The 23,445-nt window shown below is 64.2% G+C and carries 19 protein-coding genes; 11 read left to right on the top strand and 8 right to left on the bottom strand.

The genetic code is table 11. The features are described 5' to 3' along the window. The first annotated feature begins 10 nt into the window (after positions 1 to 10). The gene (locus RFN30_RS01435; RefSeq protein ID WP_320260354.1) at positions 11 to 247 is read left to right on the top strand and encodes a hypothetical protein; all 237 of its coding nucleotides are present in this window, start codon (positions 11 to 13) and stop codon (positions 245 to 247) included. Positions 248 to 375: 128 nt separating this feature from the next. Continuing rightward, positions 376 to 1,485 (top strand): glycoside hydrolase family 25 protein, encoded by a 1,110-nt coding sequence (locus RFN30_RS01430; RefSeq protein WP_320260947.1) that lies wholly within the window; start codon positions 376 to 378, stop codon positions 1,483 to 1,485. A gap of 20 nt (positions 1,486 to 1,505) precedes the next feature. Here the strand turns inward: RFN30_RS01430 and RFN30_RS01425 are convergent, their stop codons facing one another. Further along, positions 1,506 to 2,348 carry an AraC family transcriptional regulator gene (locus RFN30_RS01425; RefSeq protein ID WP_320260946.1) on the bottom strand — a complete coding sequence of 281 codons (843 nt, stop codon included), beginning with the start codon at positions 2,346 to 2,348 and terminating at the stop codon, positions 1,506 to 1,508. Between the two features lie 249 nt (positions 2,349 to 2,597). Here RFN30_RS01425 and RFN30_RS01420 point away from each other — a divergent pair, with 249 nt between their 5' ends. The 6 genes from RFN30_RS01420 to RFN30_RS01395 all read left to right on the top strand — a co-directional run bounded on the left by RFN30_RS01420 (position 2,598) and on the right by RFN30_RS01395 (position 11,583). Continuing rightward, complete coding sequence (locus tag RFN30_RS01420; RefSeq protein WP_320260353.1) at positions 2,598 to 4,064, top strand: alpha-glucosidase/alpha-galactosidase; 1,467 nt, start codon at positions 2,598 to 2,600, stop codon at positions 4,062 to 4,064. A 105-nt stretch (positions 4,065 to 4,169) separates the two neighbouring features. Continuing rightward, positions 4,170 to 6,254, top strand: a complete 2,085-nt coding sequence (locus RFN30_RS01415; RefSeq protein ID WP_320260352.1) for an ABC transporter substrate-binding protein — start codon at positions 4,170 to 4,172, stop codon at positions 6,252 to 6,254. Between the two features lie 112 nt (positions 6,255 to 6,366). Beyond that, positions 6,367 to 7,374: an ABC transporter permease gene (locus RFN30_RS01410; RefSeq protein WP_320260351.1), complete on the top strand. Its 1,008-nt coding sequence runs from the start codon at positions 6,367 to 6,369 to the stop codon at positions 7,372 to 7,374. Further along, positions 7,375 to 8,511: an ABC transporter permease gene (locus tag RFN30_RS01405; RefSeq protein ID WP_320260350.1), complete on the top strand. Its 1,137-nt coding sequence runs from the start codon at positions 7,375 to 7,377 to the stop codon at positions 8,509 to 8,511. It abuts the gene before it with no gap. 10 nt (positions 8,512 to 8,521) lie between these two features. Further along, positions 8,522 to 10,192 carry an ABC transporter ATP-binding protein gene (locus RFN30_RS01400; RefSeq protein WP_320260349.1) on the top strand — a complete coding sequence of 557 codons (1,671 nt, stop codon included), beginning with the start codon at positions 8,522 to 8,524 and terminating at the stop codon, positions 10,190 to 10,192. A gap of 20 nt (positions 10,193 to 10,212) precedes the next feature. Next, the gene (locus tag RFN30_RS01395) at positions 10,213 to 11,583 is read left to right on the top strand and encodes an alpha-glucosidase/alpha-galactosidase (RefSeq protein ID WP_320260348.1); all 1,371 of its coding nucleotides are present in this window, start codon (positions 10,213 to 10,215) and stop codon (positions 11,581 to 11,583) included. Here RFN30_RS01395 and purD read toward each other — a convergent pair whose 3' ends face one another. After that, positions 11,584 to 12,864, bottom strand: a complete 1,281-nt coding sequence (gene purD / locus RFN30_RS01390; RefSeq protein ID WP_320260347.1) for a phosphoribosylamine--glycine ligase — start codon at positions 12,862 to 12,864, stop codon at positions 11,584 to 11,586. It lies immediately after the preceding gene. A gap of 172 nt (positions 12,865 to 13,036) precedes the next feature. Continuing rightward, positions 13,037 to 13,831 carry a phytanoyl-CoA dioxygenase family protein gene (locus RFN30_RS01385; RefSeq protein WP_320260346.1) on the bottom strand — a complete coding sequence of 265 codons (795 nt, stop codon included), beginning with the start codon at positions 13,829 to 13,831 and terminating at the stop codon, positions 13,037 to 13,039. Between the two features lie 148 nt (positions 13,832 to 13,979). Here RFN30_RS01385 and RFN30_RS01380 point away from each other — a divergent pair, with 148 nt between their 5' ends. Together RFN30_RS01380 and ubiA are read left to right on the top strand one after the other, a co-directional pair. Beyond that, entirely contained in the window at positions 13,980 to 14,891 is a 912-nt protein-coding gene (locus RFN30_RS01380; protein WP_320260345.1) for a LysR family transcriptional regulator, read from the top strand. An 81-nt stretch (positions 14,892 to 14,972) separates the two neighbouring features. Then, positions 14,973 to 15,956, top strand: a complete 984-nt coding sequence (ubiA, locus tag RFN30_RS01375; protein WP_320260344.1) for a 4-hydroxybenzoate octaprenyltransferase — start codon at positions 14,973 to 14,975, stop codon at positions 15,954 to 15,956. Positions 15,957 to 16,199: 243 nt separating this feature from the next. Here ubiA and RFN30_RS01370 read toward each other — a convergent pair whose 3' ends face one another. The 3 genes from RFN30_RS01370 to RFN30_RS01360 all read right to left on the bottom strand — a co-directional run bounded on the left by RFN30_RS01370 (position 16,200) and on the right by RFN30_RS01360 (position 19,375). Beyond that, positions 16,200 to 16,766, bottom strand: coding sequence for a DUF6101 family protein (locus tag RFN30_RS01370; RefSeq protein ID WP_320260343.1), 567 nt, complete (start codon positions 16,764 to 16,766; stop codon positions 16,200 to 16,202). A gap of 184 nt (positions 16,767 to 16,950) precedes the next feature. After that, a complete protein-coding gene (locus RFN30_RS01365) occupies positions 16,951 to 18,393 on the bottom strand; it encodes an FAD-binding oxidoreductase (protein WP_320260342.1) in 1,443 nt (480 codons plus the stop codon). A gap of 19 nt (positions 18,394 to 18,412) precedes the next feature. Continuing rightward, entirely contained in the window at positions 18,413 to 19,375 is a 963-nt protein-coding gene (locus RFN30_RS01360; protein WP_320260945.1) for an L-threonylcarbamoyladenylate synthase, read from the bottom strand. Between the two features lie 281 nt (positions 19,376 to 19,656). On the opposite strand from RFN30_RS01360, the gene RFN30_RS01355 reads away from it, so the two are divergent. After that, the gene (locus tag RFN30_RS01355) at positions 19,657 to 20,166 is read left to right on the top strand and encodes a hypothetical protein (protein WP_320260341.1); all 510 of its coding nucleotides are present in this window, start codon (positions 19,657 to 19,659) and stop codon (positions 20,164 to 20,166) included. 83 nt (positions 20,167 to 20,249) lie between these two features. Here the strand turns inward: RFN30_RS01355 and RFN30_RS01350 are convergent, their stop codons facing one another. After that, on the bottom strand, positions 20,250 to 20,570 hold the full coding sequence (locus RFN30_RS01350) for an ATPase (protein ID WP_320260340.1): 321 nt from the start codon (positions 20,568 to 20,570) through the stop codon (positions 20,250 to 20,252). 265 nt (positions 20,571 to 20,835) lie between these two features. After that, a complete protein-coding gene (glyS, locus tag RFN30_RS01345) occupies positions 20,836 to 23,226 on the bottom strand; it encodes a glycine--tRNA ligase subunit beta (RefSeq protein WP_320260339.1) in 2,391 nt (796 codons plus the stop codon). Positions 23,227 to 23,445: the final 219 nt, after the last annotated feature.

The raw sequence follows: 23,445 nt of genomic DNA, 5'->3' as shown, positions 1-23,445 counted from the left end.
ATCGAGACCCATGCTTGCCAGACCTGACGCCTGTCGCTGCATCGAATGCGGCCTCCCCTATCGGGCCACCGGCTTCTGGTATCATGAGGGTAAGATAGAGCATGGACCGGCCTACTGGACGGACCGCGGCATATTGTGCTCGCCGCAATGCTCGCTGGCGCATCACAAGAAGCGCGCGGCCGAAGGCACGCTGCCGCAGGAGCCGGCGCCCGATCCGTTCGAGGTCCAGTCGCTCTTCCGGCGCTAGGCGCATGATCGGCTTTGAAAGCACTTCCTTAACCATAGCGGTTCAGGATCGTCCCCTGGTCAGTGGGGACACCCTGATTGAAAAAGCCGGCGCGCCCTCTTCGCCGCCTGGCGCTTCTCGCTGCGGCGATGGTGCTGGGCACGGCGGCAAAAGCCTCGGATTTCTCCGAGCCCTGGAAGAATGCCGACCGCGCGCTGGTGATCGACGCCTACGAATACAATTCCATCGACTGGGCTGAGCTTGCCACCGACAAGCGCATCGTCGGCTTCATCAACAAGGCGTCCGACGGGCTGCCGCCGCCCTATGTCTGCCTCGGCAGCGAGACCGACGTCAAACTCTGCAAGGCGTTGTGGAAGCGCTACGCGGTGACGCGTGAGCTTTTCCAGACGCGCAAGGTGGTGGCCAAGGCGCTCGGCCTGAAATGGGGTGCCTATCACCTTGCCCGCCCCGGCAACCCGGTCGAGCAGGCCAACAATTTCGTCGATTTCGCCGAGCCCGCGCCGGATGACCTCATTGCCCTCGACATCGAAGGCATCGATCCGACGCAATGGATGTCGCTCGAGGACGCGGAAGAATTCGTGCGCCAGGTGCATCGCCGCCTCGGCCGCTTCCCGGTGCTCTACTCGAACGGCAAGACCGCCCAGTACATCGCCGACAACCGCTACACATACCGGCTTTTATCGCGGCTGCCGCTCTGGTATGCGCGCTACAAGCCGGACATCGACGTGCATTTCCCGATGGGCAACTGGCAAGGCTACGCGCTCTGGCAGTTTTCGGCGAAGGCCAATTGCGGCCGCTTCAGCTGCCCTTACCGCGTGCCCGGCACGCCCAACGACATCGACGTTTCCGTCGCGCCGATGAAAGCCGATGAATTGCGCCAGCAATGGGCCTTCGGCGGGCTTGTCGACGTGCCGGCGGATTATCTCGCCTCGATCCCGGTGCCGATCCCGCGCGAAGCGGGCCTCGCCGGCAAGGTCACCATCACCTATGCCGATGTGGCGACGCCGCCGACCTTCGAGGAACTGGTCGCGGTGCTCGGCGCTCGCTGGGAGAAATTCCGCGACGGTTTCCGCATGCCGGTGGTTAAGACCGTGCCGCAGCGCCCGAGCTTCGGGATTGTCCAGTATGTCGCCTGGAAGCGGGCCGGCCAGCGCACCCCCGAACAGCTCGACGCCGCCTTCGCGGCCGCCGATCCGGTCAGCACTGCTTCGACGACGCTCGATCGACCCCGCCACTGATCATTCCAAATCAACTGTCGTCAGCGATGGTTGCCCAGGCTGGCATACATGCCGGTGGTGCGGAACTGGGTCGGGTTGATGCCGTAACAGCGGCGGAAGACCTTGGAGAAGTAATTCGCGTCTTCGAAACCGCAAAGCACCGCGACTTCTTTCACCGGCAGGAAATCGGCCCTGGTCAGAAGCTTCGCCGCGCGCTGCAGCCGCTGCTGCAGGACGAATTCGGCCGGCGGCAATCCTTCGCTCTCGGCGAAGCAGCGCGAGAAATGGGCGCGGCTGAGGCCGCTGATCTGAACCAGCTCGGCGACCGGCAAGGGCTTGTCGAGATTGGCGTTGATGTGGTCGATGACCGGCTGCATGGCGCTCTGCTTCTCGGCGAAGGCGTGCGAGCCGAAAACATCGTCATAGAGCGCCATCGCCGCCTCATAAGCGATCGCCGACGCGGCGCCCGGCGAAGCGGCGCCCTTGATCAGGCGCAGGCTGCAATCGGCAAGATGATCGATGGTCGCGGGCTGCAGCCGGAACACGGGGCCTGAGACGCTGAGGATCGACTTGTGGACGCGCAGCGCCTCCTCGCCGTTCATCGAGATCCAGAAATATTCCCAGCGGTCGCCCTTGGCCAACCAGTAGCGATGGTTGTGCGGCACCAGCACCAGCAACGTGTCGTTCGCCTGCAGGCGATAGTTGCGGCTCTCGTAGCGCAATTGCCCGGTGCCGCTGATCGTATGCTGGAGCACGGTGAACGGGGTCTGGCCGCGCTTTCGCCCGTCCCAGTCGTAGGTCTCGTCCTCGCGCACCTCATAGCCTGTGCTGGTCGGCATGGCATGCAGGCGCTGCCGGCCGCGCGGCAGCGAGATCGTACGCATCAGCTTTCCGTTGGCGATCAGGTCCTGCAGCACAAAATTACCCTCGAAAGCATAATCCTTCTCTGGCCGCGCTCGCGAATAAGCGCATAATCCGGCTCATCAAGAACGGGAAAGACCCGCGGTCGAGGAGCGGGCGGGAGGAGAAAGAGCCGGATTTCCGGCTCGAATGGCGAGCACGCGCGCCAGCGTGCGGCCATATCCTCCCTTGCTGCTCCTTGCCTAGCATTCGAACGGATCGAGGTGAAGGTGATGAGCTTCAAAATCGCTATTATCGGCGCCGGCAGCGTCGGATTCACCAAGAAGCTGTTCACCGACATTCTGTGCGTGCCGGAGTTCAAGGACATCGAATTCGCGCTGACCGACATCAGCGAGCACAATCTCGGAATGATCAAGGCGATCCTCGACAGGATCGTGGAAGCCAACAACCTGCCAACCAGAGTGACGGCGACGACCGACCGCCGCAAGGCGCTGGAGGGCGCGCGCTACGTCATCAGCTGCGTGCGCGTCGGCGGCCTTGAAGCCTATGCCGACGACATCCGCATCCCGCTGAAATATGGCATCGACCAATGCGTCGGCGACACGATCTGCGCCGGCGGCATCCTCTACGGCCAGCGCAACATCCCGGTGATCCTCGACTTCTGTAAGGACATACGCGAGGTCGCCGAGACCGACGCCAAGTTCCTCAACTACGCCAACCCGATGGCGATGAACACCTGGGCCGCGATCGAATACGGCAAGGTCGACACGGTCGGCCTTTGCCACGGCGTCCAGCACGGTGCCGCGCAGATCGCCGAAGTGCTCGGTGCGAAATCGTCGAAGGAACTCGACTATGTCTGTTCCGGCATCAACCACCAGACCTGGTTCATCGAGCTCAGGCTGAACGGCCGGCCGATCGGCAAGGACGAGCTGATCGCCGCCTTTGAGGCGCATCCGGTCTATTCGAAACAGGAAAAGCTGCGCATCGACGTGCTGAAGCGCTTCGGCGTCTATTCGACCGAGAGCAACGGCCATCTCTCCGAATATCTGCCCTGGTACCGCAAGCGCCCAGACGAGATCACGCGCTGGATCGACATGTCGGACTGGATCCACGGCGAAACGGGCGGGTATCTGCGCTACTCGACCGAGACCCGCAACTGGTTCGAGACGGAATATCCGCAATTCCTCGAAGCGGCGTCGAAGCCGATCGATCCGGCCAAACGCTCCAACGAGCATGCCAGCCACATATTAGAAGCGCTGGAGACCAACCGCGTCTATCGCGGTCACTTCAACGTCAAGAACAACGGCGTGATCGCCAACCTGCCCCAAGACGCCATCATCGAGTCGCCCGGCTTCGTCGACCGCTTCGGCATCAACATGGCGGCCGGCATCACGCTGCCCGAGGCCTGTGCCGCCACCTGCATGGCCTCGATCAACGTCCAGCGCATGTCGGTGCATGCCGCGATCGCCGGCGACATCGACCTCTTGAAGCTCGCCGTGCTGCACGACCCGCTGGTTGGTGCCGTATCGACCCCGGAAGAGGTCTGGCAGATGGTGGACGAGATGGTCGTCGCCCAGGCCGCCTGGCTGCCGCAATACGCCGATGCCGTTCCGGCGGCAAAAGAGCGGCTTTCGAAATCCAGGGTCAAGACCCGCGAATGGGCGGGCGCGGCGCGGCGAAGCGTGCGCTCGATCGAGGAATTGCGCGCCGAAAAGGCAGCGCTCAAACAGGCCGGCTGAGACCCCGGGGCACGTAACCGGACTTGCAGGAGGCAAGTCCACCAAATCAGCCGTCCAGAACAAGAGGCGGGCAGCAGCAGACGTCCAAACATTTGGGAGGAGACAATGAGGACCTTACGCAGAATTGGCATTGCCGCCGGATTGATGCTCGGCGTTTCAATTCCGGCACTCAACGCTGTCGCATCCGAGCCGACGGTGCCGCCGGAACCGGCGACATTTCCGGCCGAGGGCAAGATCCATTATGTGGCGCGCGACTCCATCCTGGAGTTCAAGGCACTGCCCGAATATCACGAGCCCGACTGGGTGACGGAGAAATACGTCAAGACCGGCAAGCTGCCGCCGCTCAAGGACAGGCTGCCCAAAGAGCCGCTGGTCTTCAAGACCGCCAACATGCCGGACGGCATCGGCGTCTATGGCGACACGATGCGCCATGTCATCGGCGGCAGGCCGGAGGGCTGGAACTACGGCGCCGGCCAGACGCAAGGCTGGGGCGGCATCGACATCGCGCTTTCCGAATGCCTGACACGCACCGCGCCGCTGTTCCAGGTCGATGCAAAGGACACCGAGCCGCTGCCGAACCTCGCCAAGAGCTGGGAATGGTCGAAAGACGGCCACAAGCTCACCATGCATCTGATCGAAGGCGCCAAATGGTCGGACGGCGTGCCCTTCAACGCCGATGATGTCATGTTCTACTGGGACGACGAGGTCGTCGATCCCAACGTCTCGCCGTTGAACGGGGCGACGCCCGAAACCTTCGGCGTCGGCACGACGCTGAAGAAGATCGACGACTACACCGTCGAATGGACGTTCAAGGAAGCGTTCCCGAGGCAATATCTCTATGCGATGGCCTACGGCACCTTCTGCCCCGGCCCCTCGCACATATTGAAGCCGCAGCATCCGAAATATTCGAAGAACACCTACGACCAGTTCAAGAACGCCTTTCCGCCGGAGTTCATGAACATGCCGGTGATGGGCGCCTGGGTGCCGGTCGAGTACCGGCCTGACGACATCATCGTCATGCGCCGCAACCCCTACTACTGGAAGGTCGACGAGAAGGGCAACCAGCTGCCCTACCTCAACGAGTTGCAGTACAAGCTCTCGACCTGGGCCGATCGCGACGTGCAGGCGGTGGCGGGCTCGGGCGACTTCTCCAATCTCGAGCAGCCGGAAAACTTCGTCGCCTCGCTGAAGCGTGCGGCTGAGAAGAACGCGCCGGCACGGCTTGCCTTCGGTCCGCGACTCATCGGCTACAATCTGCGCTTCAACTTCTCCGCCAATGGCTGGGGCAACCCGGACGAACGCGGCCAGGCGCTGCGCGAGCTCAACCGCAACGAGGACTTCCGCAAGGCCGTCACCATGGCGCTCAATCGCAAGGCGCTCGGCGACTCGCTGGTCAAGGGGCCGTTCACCGCCATCTATCCCGGCGGCTTCTCGTCAGGCACCAGCTTCTACGACCGCAAGTCGACCGTCTACTATCCCTTCGACCTTGAAGGCGCCAAGGCCGAGCTTGCCAAGGCCGGCCTCAAGGACACGGACGGCGACGGCTTCGTCAACTTCCCGGCCGGCACCGCCGGCGGCAAGAATGTCGAGATCGTGGTGCTGGTCAACAACGACTACACGACCGACAAGAGCCTTGCCGAGGGCGTCGTCGCCCAGATGGAAAAGCTGGGCTTAAGGATCGTGCTCAACGGCGTCAACGGAACGCAGCGCGATGCCGCCGAATATTCAGGCCGCTTCGACTGGCTGATCCGACGCAACGACACCGAGCTGACCTCCGTGGTGCAGAACACAGAGCAGCTGGCTCCCGTCGGTCCGAAGACCAGCTGGAACCACCGCGCGCCGGAAAGCGGCGAAGTCGACCTGATGCCGTTCGAGAAGGACCTTGTCGACATCGTCAACAAGTTCGTCTCGACGCAGGACAACGACCAGCGCGCCAGCCTGATGAAAGACTTCCAGAAGATCTCGACCGAGCATGTCTACAATGTCGGCCTGACGGAATACCCCGGCGCGCTGATCGTCAACAAGCGCTTCTCCAACATTCCACAAGGCACGCCGATCTTTATGTTCAACTGGGCCGAGGATTCGATCATCCGCGAACGCGTATTCGTCGCGGCCGACAAGCAGGGCAAGTATGAACTCTTTCCCCAGGAACTTCCCGGCAAGCCTGGAGAGAAGGGGCCAATGGATTAAGCTTTACCTCCCTGACGAAGAGATGTCCGGCCGCGTTGCGGCGCGGCCGGACAAAGCAGATCCTCCAAACGCGGCGAACGCGTGAACCGGCGAGAAAGGAAGCAGACCATCCATGTTGCGATTTCTGCTCATGCGCATAGCGTCGGCGCTTCCCGTCCTCGCCATTTTGAGTCTCGTCACCTTCGCTATCATCCAGGCGCCGCCTGGCGACTATGCCGACTACATCAAATCGCAGCTCATCAACCAGGGCGGCGCCTCCTACGCCGAGGCCGACGCGCAGGCCCAGGCCTATCGGAAAGAACATGGCCTCGATAAGCCGCTGCCCGTCCAGTACCTCAACTGGATCGGCGGCATCGTCACCCGCGGCGATTTCGGCTACAGCCTCTACTACAACAAGCCGGTGGCCGATGTGGTGGGCGAGCGCCTGCCGCGCACGCTGCTCCTGGCGCTGGTCTGCCACCTGCTCGCCTCCGTCCTCGGCATTACCTTCGGCATATGGGCCGCGACCCGGCAGTACTCCTGGATCGACTCCGCGCTCTCGGCCATCTCCTTCCTCGGCATGACGGTGCCGCGCTTCCTGATGGCGCTGATCATCGTCTATCTGCTGGTCTTCCAGTTCAACGTGTCGGAGATCGGGTCGTTCTTTTCGCCGCAATATGGCGGCGCGCCGTGGTCGTGGGCAAAATTCGTCGATCTGGTCGAGCATGTCTGGCCGGTGGTGGCGATCGCGACCTTCGGCGGGCTCGCCTACAATATGCGCGTCATGCGCGGCAATCTGCTCGACACGCTCAACGCCCAATATGTCGAGACGGCGAAGGCCAAGGGACTGACCGGCGGCGCCGTCGTCATGCGGCATGCCGTGCCCAATGCGCTGCATCCCCTGGTTATGTATCAGGGTGTGGTGCTGCCCTACATGCTGACCGGCGAGATCGAGACGGCGATCATCTTCGCGCTGCCCACCGTCGGCCCGGCGATCGTCGGCTCGATGGCGGTCGGCGACGTCTATGTGACGGCCACCTTCATGATGGTGCTGTCGGCGACGCTGATCGTCGGCAACATCATCGCCGACATGCTGCTCGCCCTGCTCGATCCGCGCGTGCGCCAGTTCGGGGAGAGCTAGATGCTGGCGCGCGATCCATCACCCCCACCCCCGCCGGCCGAAGGCGCCGTAAGCCAGCCCGCGCACGGCAATGAGAGTTACATCGCGCTGGTCTGGCGCCGGCTGAGGCGCTCCTGGACCGGCATGGCCGGGCTTTGCCTGGTCGTGCTCTTGCTGGCGATGGCCGTGTTCGCGGAATTCCTGGCGCCTCTGGACCCGAAGGCGACCGATATCGCCTTCGCGCCGCCGCAGGTGCCCAGCTTCCATGACAAGGACGGCAATTTCACCGTGCGGCCGAGAATCTACGCGCTGGCCGAGTCGACCGACCTCGATCCGGTCACTTTCCAGCCGATCGTTGGCCCCGACTACGACCATCCGAGGCTGCTCGGCTTCTTCGTCGAAGGCGCGCCTTACAAGCTACTCGGCCTCATCCCGGCGGACCGGCACTTCTTCGGCTCTATGGACGGCCAGCCGGTGCATTTCCTCGGCACCGACAAATTCGGCCGCGATGTGCTGTCGCGCGCCATCCACGGCTCGCGCGTCTCGCTGATGATCGCGCTGACTGTCGTCTTCATCATCACCGTCATCGGCACCAGCGTCGGCATGGTCTCCGGCTATTTCGGCGGCAAGTTCGATGTCTGGATGCAGCGCTTCGTCGAGCTGGTGCTCGCCTTCCCGCAACTGCCTCTCTACCTGGCGCTGACGACGCTGATCCCGGTGACCGCGCCGACCAATGTCTTCCTCGCCTTCGTCATCATCGTCATGTCGGCGCTGGGCTGGGCGCAGATGTCGCGCGAGGTGCGCGGCAAGACGCTGGCGCTGGCCCGAATCGACTATGTGCGCGCCGCCATGGCGGTGGGCGCCACCGACCGGCGCATCATCATGCAGCACATCTTCCCCAATGTGATGAGCCACGTGATCGTCGCCGTGACGCTGGCGATCCCGACGGTGGTGCTGCTTGAATCCTTCCTCGGCTTCCTCGGGTTCGCGGTGAAGCCGCCACTGATCTCGTGGGGGCTGATGCTGCAGGACACCGCGACCTATTCGGTCATCGGCACCTATCCGTGGATCCTGTCGCCGGTCGGCTTCGTGCTGATCACCGTCTTTGCCTTCAACGCGCTGGGCGACGGCCTGCGCGATGCCGTCGATCCCTATTGAGGTGGCAGGAATGACGACGATCGCGCTCGCAGAATCCTTCGCACCAGCCATCCGGCTCGACCATGCCGGCCGCCATGACCAGCCGGTCATCGACGCCCGCAACATCGAGGTCGCCTTCAAGGTCGAGCACGGCACCGTCGAGGCGGTCAAGGACGTCTCGTTCCAGCTCTATCGCGGCGAGACGATCGCGATCGTCGGCGAATCCGGCTCAGGCAAGTCGGTGACGGCGCGCACCGTGATGGGGCTATTGTCGCGGCGGGCGACCGTATCGCCGAGGTCGAGTGTCGATTATCTCGGGCAGAACATCCTGAAATTCCCGGAAAGCGCGCGCCGCAAGCTGCGCGGCAACCGCATCTCGATGATCTTCCAGGAGCCGATGAGCTCGCTCAACCCGATCTACACGGTCGGCAGCCAGATCGTCGAGGCGATCCGGGTTCATCGCAAGGTGAGCCGCAGGGAGGCCTGGGCGCGGGCGCTCGAGCTTCTCAAGCATGTCCAGATCCCCGAGCCGGAGGCGCGGCTCAAGCAATATCCGCATCAGCTTTCGGGCGGCCAGCGGCAGCGTGTGATGATCGCCATGGCTCTGGCCAACGATCCCGACGTGCTGATCGCCGACGAGCCGACCACCGCGCTCGACGTCACGGTGCAGGCGCAGATCCTGAACCTGATCCGCAACCTGCAGAAAGAGCTGCGGATGGCGGTGATCCTGATCACCCACGACCTCACCGTGGTGCGCAAGTTCTCCGACTATGTCTATGTCATGCAGCATGGCGAGATGCGCGAGCACAATGTCACGGAGCGGCTCTTCGCCGATCCGCGGCATCCTTACACGAAACGGCTGCTTGCCTCCGAGCCGCGTGGCAGGCCACAACCGCTGCCCGAGGGCTGCGGCACCATCCTCGAGGCGAACCGCGTGCGCGTCTGCTTCATGCTGCGCCATGGCAGCTTCCTGAAGCCCGACTGGCGCGAGCTGGTCGCGGTCGATGACCTCGACCTCAAGCTTTGCCGCCATGAAACCCTCGGGCTGGTCGGCGAGTCCGGCTCCGGCAAGACCACTTTCGGGCAGGCGCTGCTCAGGCTGCTGGACGCCAGGCGCGGCGAAATCCGTTTCGACGGCCAGCCGATCCACGGCCTGACCAGGGCCGAGATGCGGCCGCTGCGTTCGCGCATGCAAATCGTCTTCCAGGATCCGTTCTCCTCGCTCAACCCGCGCATGACGATCGGCCAGATCATCGAGGAAGGGCTTGTCGTCAACAGGATAGGTGCGACGCGGCGCGAGCGGGTCGAGCGGGTGCGCGAGGCGCTGGTCAGCGCCGGCATGCCCGGCGATATCCTGTCGCGGTTCCCGCATGAATTCTCAGGCGGCCAGCGGCAGCGCATCGCGATCGCGCGCGCCATCGCGCTGGAGCCCGAATTCATCCTGCTCGACGAGCCGACATCGGCGCTCGACCTTTCCGTGCAGGCGCAGATAATCGATCTGTTGCGCAAGCTGCAGGACGAGCGCGGCCTGAGCTATCTCTTCATCTCGCACGACCTCAAGGTGGTGCGGGCGCTCTGCCACCGCGTCATCGTCATGCAGCACGGCAAGATCGTCGAACAGGGACCCGTCGACGAGGTCCTTTCCAATCCCAAGACCGCCTACACCGAACGGCTCGTCCGGGCCGCTTTCGACGTGGCGTGACCATATGCCGGAGGTTCATAGTGGCTAGAAATCCCAGGATTACCTTCATCGGCGCCGGCTCGACGGTGTTCATGAAGAACATCGTCGGCGACGTGCTGCAGCGGCCGGCGCTGTCAGGCGCGACGATCGCGCTGATGGACATCAATCCGCAGCGGCTGGAAGAGAGCGCCGTCGTCGTCAACAAGCTGATCGCGACGCTCGGCGTCAAGGCGAAGGCCGAGACCTATTCCGACCAGCGCAAAGCATTGAAAGGCGCGGATTTCGTCGTCGTCGCCTTCCAGATCGGCGGCTACGAGCCTTGCACCGTCACCGACTTCGAGCTGCCGAAGAAATACGGCCTGCGCCAGACGATCGCCGACACGCTCGGCGTCGGCGGCATCATGCGCGGTTTGAGGACCGTGCCGCATCTGTGGGCAATCTGCGAGGACATGCTCGCGGTCTGCCCCGAGGCGATCATGCTGCAATACGTCAACCCGATGGCGATCAACACCTGGGCGATCGCGGAGAAATACCCTCAAATCAAGCAGGTCGGCCTCTGCCATTCGGTGCAAGGCACGGCGATGGAACTCGCGCACGACCTCGACCTTCCATACGAGGAAATCCGCTACCGCGCCGCCGGCATCAACCACATGGCCTTCTATCTGAAGTTCGAGCACCGCCAGCCGGACGGTTCCTACCGCGACCTCTATCCCGACCTCATGCGTGCCTATCGCGAAGGGCGTGCGCCGAAGCCCGGCTGGAACCCGCGCTGCCCAAACAAGGTGCGCTACGAAATGCTGACCCGGCTCGGCTATTTCGTGACCGAAAGCTCGGAGCATTTCGCCGAGTACACGCCCTATTTCATCAAGGACGGCCGCCCCGACCTGATCGAGAAATACGGCATTCCGCTCGATGAATATCCGAAGCGCTGCATCGAGCAGATCGAGCGCTGGAAGGGCCAGGCGGAGGCCTACCGCTCGGCCGACCGGATCGAGGTCGAGCAATCGAAGGAATACGCCTCCTCGATCATGAACTCGGTGTGGACGGGCGAGCCGTCGGTCATCTACGGCAATGTCCGCAACAATGGCTGCATCACGTCGTTGCCCTTCGATTGCGCTGCCGAAGTGCCCTGCCTGGTCGATGCCTCGGGCATCCAGCCGACCTATATTGGCGACCTGCCGCCGCAGCTCACGGCGCTGATCCGCACCAACATCAACGTGCAGGAACTGACGGTGCGGGCGCTGACGAGCGAGACCCGCGAGCACATCTACCACGCGGCGATGATGGACCCGCACACAGCAGCCGAGCTCGATCTCGACCAGATCTGGTCGCTGGTCGACGATCTCATCGCCGCCCACGGCGACTGGCTGCCGGCCTGGGCGCGTAGCAGCCGCAAAAGCGCGGCTGCCTGATCAGGCGCGGGTCTGCTCGCGCTCGACGGCGCGCCAGCCGATGTCGCGGCGGCAGAAGCCCTGCGGCCAGTCGATACGGTCGACCGCCGCATAAGCCTTCTTCTGCGCCTCCCCGACTGTGGCGCCGGTTGCCGTGACGTTGAGCACGCGGCCGCCATTGGCGACCAGCGCACCGCCATTGATGGCGGTGCCGGCATGGAAGATCTCGACGCCGTCGCCTGCTGCCTCGTCGAGGCCGCGGATGACCGAGCCCTTTTCCGGCGTGCCGGGATAGCCCCTCGCCGCCATCACCACGGTCAGCGCCGCATCGTCGCTCCAGCGCGCCGACATATGCGCAAGCTGGCCGTCGACGGCGGCGTTGAGCAGGACCAGCAGGTCGTCCTTCAGCCGCATCATCAGCACCTGGCATTCGGGATCGCCGAAGCGGGTGTTGTACTCGATGAGCTTGGGGCCCTGGTCGGTGATCATCAGGCCGGCGAACAGAATGCCGGCGAAGGGCGAGCCGAGATTGGCCATGCCGCGCATGGTCGGCTCGATGATCTCGCGCATCGTGCGTTCGGTCATTTCGGGCGTCATCACCGGTGCCGGAGAATAGGCGCCCATGCCGCCGGTGTTCGGGCCGGTATCGCCGTCGCCGACGCGCTTGTGGTCCTGCGCAGTACCGAAGGGCAGCGCGGTCGCGCCGTCGCAGAGGCAGAAGAAGCTCGCCTCCTCGCCGGTCAGATATTCCTCGACGACCACCTCCGCGCCGGCGGCGCCAAAAGCGCCATCGAAACAGGCCTCGAGCGCGGCCAGCGCCTCCTCCTGCGTCATGGCGATGGTGACGCCCTTGCCGGCGGCGAGCCCGTCGGCCTTGATGACGATCGGCGCGCCGGTGTTCTCGACATAGGCTTTCGCCGAGGCGAGATCGCTGAAGCGGCCGTAGGCGGCTGTCGGGATATTGAACTTCGCGCAAAGATCCTTGGTGAAGCCTTTCGAGCCTTCGAGCCGCGCCGCGGCCTTCGACGGGCCGAAGACGCGGATGCCCCAGGCGCGCAAGTCGTCGGCGATGCCGGCCACCAACGGGGCTTCCGGACCGACCACGACGAGGTCGATCTTCTTCTCCTGGCAGAAGGCGGCCACAGTGGAATGGTCGGCGACGTCCAGCTTCACCAGTTCGGCGAAACGGCCGATGCCAGGATTGCCGGGCGATGCATAGAGCCTGGTCAGCAGCGGCGAGGCGGCGATCTTCCAGGCAAGCGCATGTTCGCGGCCGCCCGAGCCGAGAAGAAGAACGTTCATGGCCACCTCTTGCTGATCGTCTCCCTGAACCCGCTATTGGTCCGCGGGCGACGGGTCAAGGCGTGTTGGCAATTTGGCGGCAATTGCGCACGGGAACATGGGCCTCATCAAGGTGCGATGAGGCAAGGCCGGGCCCGGCAAGGTGGTCCGGCCGATCAGTCCCGGAAACGGCTCAGCTCTGGAAAACGATAGGGAACCAGTCCTCGCGCAATTTCTGGCCGGGCTTCATGTCGTGGCCTGGATAGGGCGGCGAGGTGCGGCCCGGCCGCTCGACATAATGCGCGTCGTCGCCGACCCAGCGCAGCGACAGCGCCCGGCGCCGGGCCGATGTCATGTTGCCGCGCGCGCCATGGGCGGTGCGGAAATCGAACAGGATGGCGTCGCCCGGCTCCATCTCCCATTCGAGCACTTTCATCGACGGGTCGTTGTCGGGATCGGGCACCGGCAGATAGTCGCCCTCGCCGGCATAGAAATTGGCGTCGTTCAGCCAGCGCACCGGCAGGACCATCTTCTTCCATTTGTGCGAGCCGGCGATCAGCCTGAGCGTCGCCTCCTTCACCGGATCGATGGGAATCCAGAAGCTCACCGTCTGGCTGCCGTCGACGAAATAATAGGGAATGTCCTGATGCCAGGGTGTCGGCTTCTGGGTGCCGGGCTCCTTGACCAGCACATGATCGTGGAAGAACTGCGCGCTGCGCGACTGCATGACGGCGGCCGCGAGCTCGGCGGCCGGCGATTCCTTGACGATCCTGACGAATTCCGGAATGCGCTCCCAGTTGCAGTAGTCGTCGAAGAAGCTGCCCTTGCCGCCGGCGATGTCGGACGCTGTAGCGCTGCGGTTTTGCATGTTGCGCTCGATGCCGTCGGCGATGACATCGACCCAGTCCTTGAAAGCGCCGCGGATGCAAACCGCGCCGTCGCGCTGGTAATCGGCAATCGTTGCGGCATCGATTTTTGCGGTGACCATCTCATTCCATCTCTTTGGTTTGACGCAATTCCGGACGGAAAACCGCTGCTCACTTTTCCTGGAATTGCTCCGGTTCGATGCCCGACTATCGCAACTGCCCAATATCGAGTAAAATAATAACTTCTCATCTAACTTATAGTTTTTCTCTATGGCCTTGACCCTCACGCAGTTGCGCTATCTCGTCGCCGTGGCGCGCTACGGCAGCGTCACCATGGCCGCCAGGGCATTGAATGTGTCGCAGCCTTCGATCTCGGTGGCGATCGACAACGTCGAGGACGCGCTCGGCCAAAAACTGTTCGTGCGTCATCGCGGAAGCGGCATCGCGCTGACGTCGTTCGGCCGCGGCGCGGTGGCGAAGGCCAGGCAGGTGCTGGCCGAGGCTGACGAGTTGGCCGCGCTCGGATCGCGCGAGGCCGATGTCGGCGGCGAACTGGTGCTCGGCTGCTTCGAGGACCTGGCGCCCTATTTCGCGCCGGCGCTGATCCGTTCGTTCTCCGAGCGCTGTCCGTCGGTGACCGTCATTGTCCGCGACGAGACCTTCGAGACGCTGGGGCGGCGGCTGGCCGACAGCGCCGTCGATCTCGGCCTGACCTACGATCTCGGCCTGCCGGCGCATTTCAAGCGCATCCTCTTGCATGAGCTTCGGCCGCACGCGCTGCTGCCGGCCGGTCACGTGCTGGCGGACAAGCGGAGCGTCAGCCTGGCTGATCTCGCCGCCCACCCGCTGATCACCACCGATCAGCCGCACAGCTGGCAACACATGCTCGATCTCTTCTTAAGCCGCGGCCTGTCGCCCGTCGCCCAGTCGTCGACCAGCTCGTTCGAGCTGCAGCGCAGCATGGTGGCCAACGGCTTCGGCGTCGCCGTCAGCTATACCAGGCCGCATGGCGACATGAGCTATGACGGCCTGCCGCTGGTCTGCAAGCCGCTCTCGGACCCCCTGCCGATGCAGCGCATCATCCTCACCCACGACACGCGCCAGCGCCTGCCGAAGGCGGCGCTCGCCTTCATCGAGACGGCGAAAGCCTGGTTCGCCGGTCACGATGTTTTCACCGCCTGAGTCTTCGCCGCCTGAGTCTTCACTGCTTGAGCGACAACGCGGCCGCTTGACGCCGCCCACCGCTGCTGCCACTCCAGCGGAATGGAAACCATCCAGTCGAAAGCGGCCCAGGGTCGCGTCGCGGACGCGCCGAGCGGCCATTGGGTCTACCGGGTGCTGCCGCGCTGGCTATGGCCCTATGCGCAGCTTGCGCGCTGGGACCGGCCGATCGGCTGGCAATTGCTTTTGTGGCCCTGCTGGTGGTCGGCGGCGCTCGCCGCCAGCGCCTATCCGCGCCCGACCGATCCGCTGCTCACGCTGCTGCCGGCGCCCTGGTATCTGTTCCTGTTCTTCGTCGGCGCCGTCGCCATGCGCGGCGCCGGCTGCACCTACAACGACATCGTCGACGAGGACATCGACAACCAGGTCGAGCGCACCCGCTCGCGGCCGCTGCCGGCCGGCAAGGTGACGCGCCGCCAGGCTTGGGCGTTCCTGATCATCCAGGCGCTGGTCGGGCTTGGCGTGCTTTTGCAGTTCAACAGCTTCGCCATTCCGCTCGGCATCGCCTCGCTGGCCATTGTCGCGGTCTACCCGTTCATGAAGCGCATCACCAACTGGCCGCAATTCGTGCTGGGGCTGGCTTTCTCCTGGGGCGCGCTGATGGGCTGGGCGGTCGAGTTCGGCGACCTCGATGGCCCCGCCGTCATGCTCTATATCGGCTCGATCCTATGGGTGATCGGCTACGACACGATCTACGCGCATCAGGACAAGGAAGATGACGCCATCGTCGGCGTGCGCTCGACGGCGCGGCTGTTCGGCGACAACACCAAGACTTGGCTGGTCGGTCTCTATGGCGGCACGCTCGTCTGCTTCGCCATCGCCTTTGCCTCGGCTCAGGTGCCGATGCCGGCGCTGGCCGGGCTGATCGCCGCCGGCGCGCATATGGCGCGCCAGATCATCCGGCTCGACATCAACGATCCGGATCAATGCCTGAAGCTGTTCAAGTCGAACAATCAGGTCGGCTGGCTGATCTTCCTGGGGCTGATCGGCGGTGCGCTTTGGGTGGCATTGAAGCCGCTGGTGTAGCGCGCTGTTCCTTCCCCCCTTGTGGGGGAAGGTGGATCGACGCGCAGCGCCGAGACGGATGAGGGGTGTTCCAGGGAACGCCAACGCCTCACTCCGCTGGAACACCCCTCATCCGTCACCTTCAGCGACACCACCCGGCCCTTCGCAGGCTCAGGGCGTTCGAAGCTCGAAAAGCCAAGCAATTGGCTTTTCGTCCGCTGGCGGACCGCTTCTCACCCCACAAGGGGAGAAGGGGAAACCGCGCTACTCTCGCGCGATAATCTCCTGGCCGCCGATGACGAGGCGCAGGCCGAGATGGCCGGCCTTGCGGCGGGCGAGGAAGCGCGGGCGGCGCATGTTGGAGGCACGGCCCTTGCGGCGTTCCTGCGGCGGCAGCGCCTTGATGGCGGCGCCGAGCGATTCTTCCAGCGTGCGGGCAATGCCGTCGGCCTCGATCAGGAGCATCGGCAGGCGATAGGCGTCGGCCCAGGCGCGCCAGTCGGCGGCGACGTCGTCGAGATCGTCGGCGACAAGCAGCGGCACCGACAGCATCGGATCATTGTGCAGGAGTTCCAGTGTCACGGTGACATTGCCGTCGGGATCTTCCATGGCGCGGGCGGCGACGCCGCGGAACGCATTGGCGGGCAGCGCGATGATCGCCGGCACGCCGCTCATCTCCAGCATGCGCCGGATGATCGCGCCACGCTGATCGATCGTGAAGGTAACATCGCCGTAATCGTCGCGCGTGGCATAGCTTACCATCTGCGGCAGGCGAAACGGGTCGAGACGCATGTTGCGCCCCGCCCAGACTGGCTTCAGTCCAGTGTTCATCGAATGCCTTCCTGTGTCTCCTGAGGGCCGTTTTCCGGTTCTCTCCGGGCCGGTTCTTCCGGCCTCGTTATGAGGAGAAACATTAGCGCTCGCTTCTTACCGCCGCGCTTAAGAAAGTCGGTTAAATTTTGCTGATCTCAGGGATGGTTATCGGAATGCAACCAGACACAACATGTTGGAAGAGTCAGATAACCTTACCGGGATTCATGATGCCGGCCGGATCGAAGGCCGCCTTCACGCGGCGCATCAGGTCGATCGCCATCGGCGGCGCCGTGGCGATCAGCTCGTCGCGCTTCAGCTGGCCGATGCCATGCTCGGCCGAGATCGAGCCGTGGAAGGAGCGCACGACGTCGTGCACGGCATTGTTCATCGGCCGGTAGAGACCGAGGAACGTCTCATCGTCGCCGCCCTCGGGACGCGAAATATTGTAGTGCAGATTGCCGTCGCCCATGTGGCCGAAGCAAACGACGCGCGCGCCGGGGCTGACGGAGGCGACGGCGCTGGCTGCCGTCTCGATGAAGTCCGGGATCGAGGCGATCGGCACGGAAATGTCGTGCTTGATCGAGGCGCCTTCCGGCTTCTGGCACTCCGGCAGTGTCTCGCGGAAATTCCAGAAGGCGTCGCCCTGGGCGAGGCTTGCCGCGACCACCGCATCGCCGACGATGCCTTTCGCGAGGCCGGCCGCCAGCACCTCCTCGATCAGCGCCCTGCCATCCTCTTCCGAGCGGCCGGAAGAGATCTGCATCAAGACATACCACTGCCAGTCGTCGGCAAGCGGCCGCGTGATGCCTTGACCATGCTTGAGCGTGAAATCGTAAGGCCGCTTGGCGATCAGCTCGAAAGCGGTGAGCGCCGCGCCGGCCTGGTCCATCGCCAGGGTGAACAGCGACAGCGCGTCTCGCGCCGAAGAGAGGCCGACAAAGGCGACCTCCCTGCCCTTCGGCTTGGGAAAGAGCTTCAGCACAGCCGCGGTGATGACGCCGAGCGTCCCTTCGGCGCCGACGAACAGGTTCTTCAAATCGTAGCCGGTGTTGTCCTTCTTCAGCTTGCGCAGATCGTCGAACACCTCGCCGGTCGGCAGCACCACCTCGACGCCGAGGCACAGCTCGCGCGCGTTGCCGTAGGCAAGCACGCCGGTGCCGCCGGCATTGGAGGAGAGATTGCCGCCTATCTGACAGGAACCTTGGGCCGCGAGCGACAGCGGGAACAGCCGGTCGGCGGCATCGGCCGCTTCCTGCAGCGTCTGCAGGATGACGCCGGCCTCGGCGGTGATCGTGTTCGACAGGACATCGATCTCGCGGATGCGGTTCAATCGCGACAGCGACAGCACGATGTCGTGGCCGGATTTGTCCGGCACCTGGGCGCCGACCAGGCCGGTGTTGCCGCTCTGAGGCACGACCGGCGTTCCGGTCTCGGTCGCCAGCCGCATGATGCGGCTCACTTCCTCGACGCTGCCCGGCCTCAGCACCAGCGATGTCCGGCCATGCCATAGGCCGCGTCGCTCGGTGATGTAGGGCGCGATGTCGGCCTGGTCGCGCAGCGCGTATTTCTCGCCGACGATTGCCGCGAAGCGGTCGATGAGGGCGGGATCGAGGTCGAAGGGCTGGTCGTCGGTCAGATCGTTCATGCGCCAGAACCTATGGCGCTCAGGCGATCTTGTCACGCGGGGCGGCGGCGCGCGCGAGCCGGTCGTTGATCGCCTCGCCCAGGCCTTCGAGCGGAATCGGCTCGACGGCGATGGTGGTGGCGCCGCTGCGGTCGAGCGCCTGCATATAGGCGAACAGGTTGGTGGCCGCCTCACGCAGATCGCCGGCCTCTGAAAGATTGCGCATTGCCACCGCATCCCGCCAGCCTTCGGCGCGATTGCGGCCGAAGGCGAGCAACGCCTCGCCGCTCGCGATCCTGCCGGCATTGAGCCGCATCGACGCACCCGGCGCATAATGCGAGGCGAGCATGCCGGGCGCTTGGATGCCGGCAGCGCCGCGCGTCATCTCTACACCGGCAACAGCTTCGATCTCGTGGGCGGCGATGCCGCCGGGCCTGAGCAGCTGCAGCTTACCGTCCTCGATCTTGACGATGGTCGATTCCAGGCCGACGGGCGTCGCGCCGCCGTCGACCACCAGCTTGATCTTCTCGCCGAGATCGGCCGCCACGGCCTCGGCCGTCGTGGCGCTGATCCTGCCGGAGGAATTGGCGCTGGGAGCCGCGAGCGGCCGGCCGAGCCGCGCGATCAACTCGCCGCCGAAGCCTCTCGGCATGCGCAGCGCGATGGTGTCCAGCCCGGCGGTGACCAGCGGATGGATGCCGTTTTCCCCACGCTGCGGCAGCACCAGCGTCAGCGGACCCGGCCAAAAAGCCTCTGCCAATTTCGTCGACAGCGGATCGAAGTCGGCGATGCGGCTTGCCATGGCGAGATCGGCGACATGGGCAATCAGCGGATTGAAGCGCGGGCGGCCCTTGGCCTCGAAGATGCGCGCCACGGCAGCGCCATTGGTGGCGTCGCCGGCCAGCCCGTAAACGGTCTCGGTCGGGATGGCGACGACATCGCCGCCTTCGAGCAGCGCCAGCGCCCGCTCCATCGCCTCGCCGACGGCAAGTATCTCAGCCAAATTCACCACCGATCCTGAACACGCCGGTCCCGTAGTACGGCATGGAACAAGGGGCAAGTGCGGGCATTGGCGATTTATCAATCCCTAAAATGTTAAGTTTCCGCGCAAGTCGGCATCAATTCGCCGGCACTAGGGTGCTGATTTCGGGTTGTTGGGCTCGGGGAGTTATCGTGATGCGTATGCCTTGCTTTGACGCAATTGCGGACGGAAGGCTACGGCGAAGTCGCCGAGCCCAACCGTTACGCGCTTTTCCTGGCATGGCTCTAGGAGCGGTCGGCATCGTGTTTTTGGCGACCGGTTTGGCGCAGGCCTCGTCCATCGTCGTGCTTGACGTTGCGACATCGACGCCATCCATTGTCAGGTTGCCCGCGATTGCGCCCGGCGAGGTCTCTGCCGCTTCCACGCCATCCGTCGTGGCGCTCGGCGAGCCGGTGCCAGCCGTCACCGATGAGAAGGTGGCCGCGATCCCGGAGAAGTCCGGGCAGAGGCACGCGCAGGCGCCGACAATCATTCGCGGCGGCATCGTCGGCGGCGCTTCAGCAGCGCCCGCGGCGGCCAAACCCACGGCGCCGGCGACCACAACACCGGCAAAGGGCACCGCGCCCGCCGCCGCCACGCCTCCCAACGGCACGGCCGCGGTGGCTCCCAACGGGGACACCAAAGCGGCCGACACCAAGGCCGCCGCCGACAACAAGGCCGCCGCGACCGCAAGTGCTTCGGATGACCAGGCGCAGCCGGAAGCCAAACCGCAAGAACCCCCGATAGCGCCGCGCTTCAGCAAGGCAATGTAGGCCCGCAACCTTTCAGGACCGACAAAAAAGGGGGCAACGCCTGCCGCGTCGCCCCTTTTTCTTTTCACGCGGCGAGAAACGGTTCAGGCCGCTTCTTCCTTGTCGTCACCCTCGGGCTCTTCTTCGTCGTCGTCCTCGCCGTCTTCGTCCTCATCATCGCCCGAGGCCGTAGCTTCATCGTCCTCGTCGGCGTCCTCATCGTCGTCGCCGTCTTCGTCGTCCTCGTCGGCGCCCGAGGCTTCCTCATCGGCGTCTTTGTCGCCTTCTTCCTTATCGTCTTCGGACGGTTCGGCGGCTTCAACCGCCGCGGCGGCGTGGTCGAGGATGTTGTCGGAAGCGGTTTCGGTGGCCTCGGCGGCGGCCGGGGTTTCCTCGGTCAATTCGATATCGTGAACGGAATTCATGGCATGCCTCCGTGGTTTGGGAACGTCTTAAGGCACGTCGCGCTGAACGCATTCAGGCGACGCGCTCAAGTCTTTGTTTGATGCATGTCGTTGTCCCAGAACCGCTGAACACTTCCGGGCGACATGCATTGGTTCTCCCATGCGGAGGTCATCGTCATATGACTGTAAGCCGGCTCCGGCGTATTAAATTTGGGTCATGAAATTGTCGAAGTGCGCCCGCGCCTTATGGGGCGCAGGCAGCTTCGGATCGGCGATTTTTGGGCCGTCAGCCGACGATTTTTGAAAAATCGGCGACCTGATCGGTGGCGGTGCGGATGCGGGCAAGCAGCGCCAGGCGGTTGGCGCGCACGGCCTGGTCCTCATCATTCACGAGAACGCCTTCAAAGAATGAATCAACGGGTTCGCGCAACACGCTAAGCGTCAGCATGGCGGCGGAAAAATCTTCGTTTTGAATCGCTTGGCCGGCTTCCTTCTCGGCCTGATTCACCGCGGAAAACAGCTTCTTTTCCGCATCCTCGCGAAACAGAGCCGGCTCAACGGTCTCGGCGACCAGCGTTTTCTTCTTCTCCTCGGCGGCCAGGATGTTGGCTGCGCGCTTGGTGCCGGCGAGCAGGTTCTTGCCGTCTTCGGTGTCGAGCAAGGAGCCCAGCGCCTCGACGCGGCGCACGATCTGCAGAAGGTCGTCGGACTGCGGCGTGATGACGGCGTCGATGAGATCGTACCGTGCGCCCTGGTCGCGAAGATAGACTTTCAGGCGATCGTGGAAGAAGGCGAGCAGGTCGAGTACGTTGGAATCGACTTCTCGTCCTTTGAATTGCTTCAGTCCCTGCCCGATAGCGAAGGTCCGCTTTTCCTTGCGCAGAACCTCGCTTATCGATTGATGAATTCGCGGAACATGGGCCTCCATTGCCTCGACGAGGTCGAGGCGTATGTTGTTCTCTACCAATATCCTAACCACGCCTAGAGCTGCCCTTCGCAATGCGAAGGGATCCTTTGAGCCTGTGGGCTTTTCATCTATCAGCCAGAATCCCACCAATGTGTCGAGCTTGTCGGCCAGCGCGACGGAAACCGAAACCGGATCGGTCGGCACGCGGTCGGACGGGCCTTGCGGCTTGTAGTGCTCTTCGGCGGTCGCGGCTACCGACGGATGCTCGCCCTGCAGCAGCGCGTATTTGCGGCCCATGGCGCCCTGAAGTTCCGGAAACTCGCCGACCACTTCGGTCTGCAGATCGGCCTTGGCGAGCACCGCGGCGCGGGCGACGAGCGCGGTAATCTCCCTCCTTGAGGGGGAGATGTCGCCGGAGGCGACAGAGGGGGTCGCTGCGCGTGGAGCGCCAACTTCCTCTTTCTTCCCAAGGCCAGAATGCGTCGCGCCAGCCGAAGCGACCCCCTCTGGCCTGCCGGCCATCTCCCCCTCAAGGGGGGAGATCGACTTCGCCACCGTCGGCGCCAACTCCTCGGTCAGCCGCTTGATGCGCTCCACACGCGCGCCCTGCGTACCGAGCTTGGCATGGAAGGTGACATTGAGGTGGTCGAGCCGCGCCATGCGCTGGTCGAGCGGCTTCTTCAGGTTCAGGTCGAACTTTGCCGCCGATTCCACGAGTTGGTCGAGATCCGGCAGGTCGCCCTGGTCGGTCTTCCAGAAATAGAGCGCGTCGGAGAGGCGAGCCCGCACCACCTTGCCGTTGCCGTATGCGATCTCCTTGCCGCCGTCCTTCGCCTCGATGTTGGCGACCAGGATGAAGCGGTTGGAAAGGTCCTCGGCCGCGCCTTGCGGCCGGGTGACGAAACACTTCTGGTTGGCGCGGATGGTGAGCCGGATGACCTCGGCCGGAATGGTGAGGAAATCCTGTTCGAACTCGCCCATCAGCACGACCGGCCATTCGACGAGGCCGGAGACTTCCTCCAGCAGGCCTTCGTCCTCGACGAGGTCGAGGCCGTTGGCAAAGGCGACGTTGCGCGCGTCGGCGAGGATGATCTCCTTGCGCCGGTCGGCATCGAGCACGACCTTGGCCGCTTCGAGCTTCGCCACATAATCGTCGAAACGGCGAACGGTGATCGGGCCGGGCGCGTGGAAGCGATGGCCATACGTGACGTTGCCGGAGCGGATGCCGTCGATCTCGAAATCGACCACCACCGGCTCCTCGGTCTCGGGGCCGAAGGTGCAGACGATCGATTGCAGCGGCCGCACCCAGCGCAGCGAACCCGGCTTGGCCGAGGCAGGCCCCCAGCGCATCGACTTCGGCCAGGGGAAGCTCTTGATGATGCCCGGCACCAGTTCGGCGATGATTTCTTCGGCCGCCCGGCCCGGCTTCGAAATATGAGCGACGTAGAAGTCGCCCTTCTTCGGATCGGAATGGACATGCGCCTCGGCGATCGACGAAAGGTCGGCCTTGCGCAGGAAGCCCTGCACCGCCTGCTCGGGCGCCGTGGTCGAGGGACCCTTGATCTCCTCGCGAATGTCCTTCGAGCGCGGCGTGAGCCCCCGGACGTCCAGCGCCAGGCGCCGCGGCGTCCAGTATTCGCGCGCCGCCTCATAGGTCAGGCCCGCCTCGACCAGACCGTCGGTCAGCATCTTGCGGAGATCGCCGGCAGCCTTGCGCTGCATGCGCGCGGGGATTTCCTCGGAGCGGAGTTCGAGCAGCAGGTCGGGCATAAAATAAGCTCCTTGCCCTCCCCTTGATGGGAAGGGTCGGCGCGGCAGCGCCGATGTCACGAATGCGCGGGAAATAGCAACTCGGCTCGCCGCTGTCACCCTGCCTGCCGATCGCCAGTTCGACCTATTTCAGGAAATTTTCAGGTCTTTGTCGGGACGAAGCGGACCCACCCGTCCTAAGAGCAGACATCCCATGAACCAAACGCGGCACTGAAGCGA

It is taken from the genome of Mesorhizobium dulcispinae (assembly GCF_033977345.1).
Taxonomy (GTDB): Bacteria; Pseudomonadota; Alphaproteobacteria; order Rhizobiales; family Rhizobiaceae; genus Mesorhizobium; species Mesorhizobium dulcispinae.
Note: the sequence above shows the minus strand (reverse complement) of the source record. Positions and strands in the feature narration are given on the sequence as shown.

Coding starts and splice junctions, on each gene's coding strand:
- RFN30_RS01435 (WP_320260354.1), top strand. CDS start 11: ATGCTTGCCAGACCTGACGCCTGTCGCTGCATCGAATGCGGCCTCCCC.
- RFN30_RS01430 (WP_320260947.1), top strand. CDS start 376: ATGGTGCTGGGCACGGCGGCAAAAGCCTCGGATTTCTCCGAGCCCTGG.
- RFN30_RS01425 (WP_320260946.1), bottom strand. CDS start 2,348: ATGCGTACGATCTCGCTGCCGCGCGGCCGGCAGCGCCTGCATGCCATG.
- RFN30_RS01420 (WP_320260353.1), top strand. CDS start 2,598: ATGAGCTTCAAAATCGCTATTATCGGCGCCGGCAGCGTCGGATTCACC.
- RFN30_RS01415 (WP_320260352.1), top strand. CDS start 4,170: ATGAGGACCTTACGCAGAATTGGCATTGCCGCCGGATTGATGCTCGGC.
- RFN30_RS01410 (WP_320260351.1), top strand. CDS start 6,367: ATGTTGCGATTTCTGCTCATGCGCATAGCGTCGGCGCTTCCCGTCCTC.
- RFN30_RS01405 (WP_320260350.1), top strand. CDS start 7,375: ATGCTGGCGCGCGATCCATCACCCCCACCCCCGCCGGCCGAAGGCGCC.
- RFN30_RS01400 (WP_320260349.1), top strand. CDS start 8,522: ATGACGACGATCGCGCTCGCAGAATCCTTCGCACCAGCCATCCGGCTC.
- purD (WP_320260347.1), bottom strand. CDS start 12,864: ATGAACGTTCTTCTTCTCGGCTCGGGCGGCCGCGAACATGCGCTTGCC.
- RFN30_RS01385 (WP_320260346.1), bottom strand. CDS start 13,831: ATGGTCACCGCAAAAATCGATGCCGCAACGATTGCCGATTACCAGCGC.
- RFN30_RS01380 (WP_320260345.1), top strand. CDS start 13,980: ATGGCCTTGACCCTCACGCAGTTGCGCTATCTCGTCGCCGTGGCGCGC.
- ubiA (WP_320260344.1), top strand. CDS start 14,973: ATGGAAACCATCCAGTCGAAAGCGGCCCAGGGTCGCGTCGCGGACGCG.
- RFN30_RS01370 (WP_320260343.1), bottom strand. CDS start 16,766: ATGAACACTGGACTGAAGCCAGTCTGGGCGGGGCGCAACATGCGTCTC.
- RFN30_RS01365 (WP_320260342.1), bottom strand. CDS start 18,393: ATGAACGATCTGACCGACGACCAGCCCTTCGACCTCGATCCCGCCCTC.
- RFN30_RS01350 (WP_320260340.1), bottom strand. CDS start 20,570: ATGAATTCCGTTCACGATATCGAATTGACCGAGGAAACCCCGGCCGCC.
- glyS (WP_320260339.1), bottom strand. CDS start 23,226: ATGCCCGACCTGCTGCTCGAACTCCGCTCCGAGGAAATCCCCGCGCGC.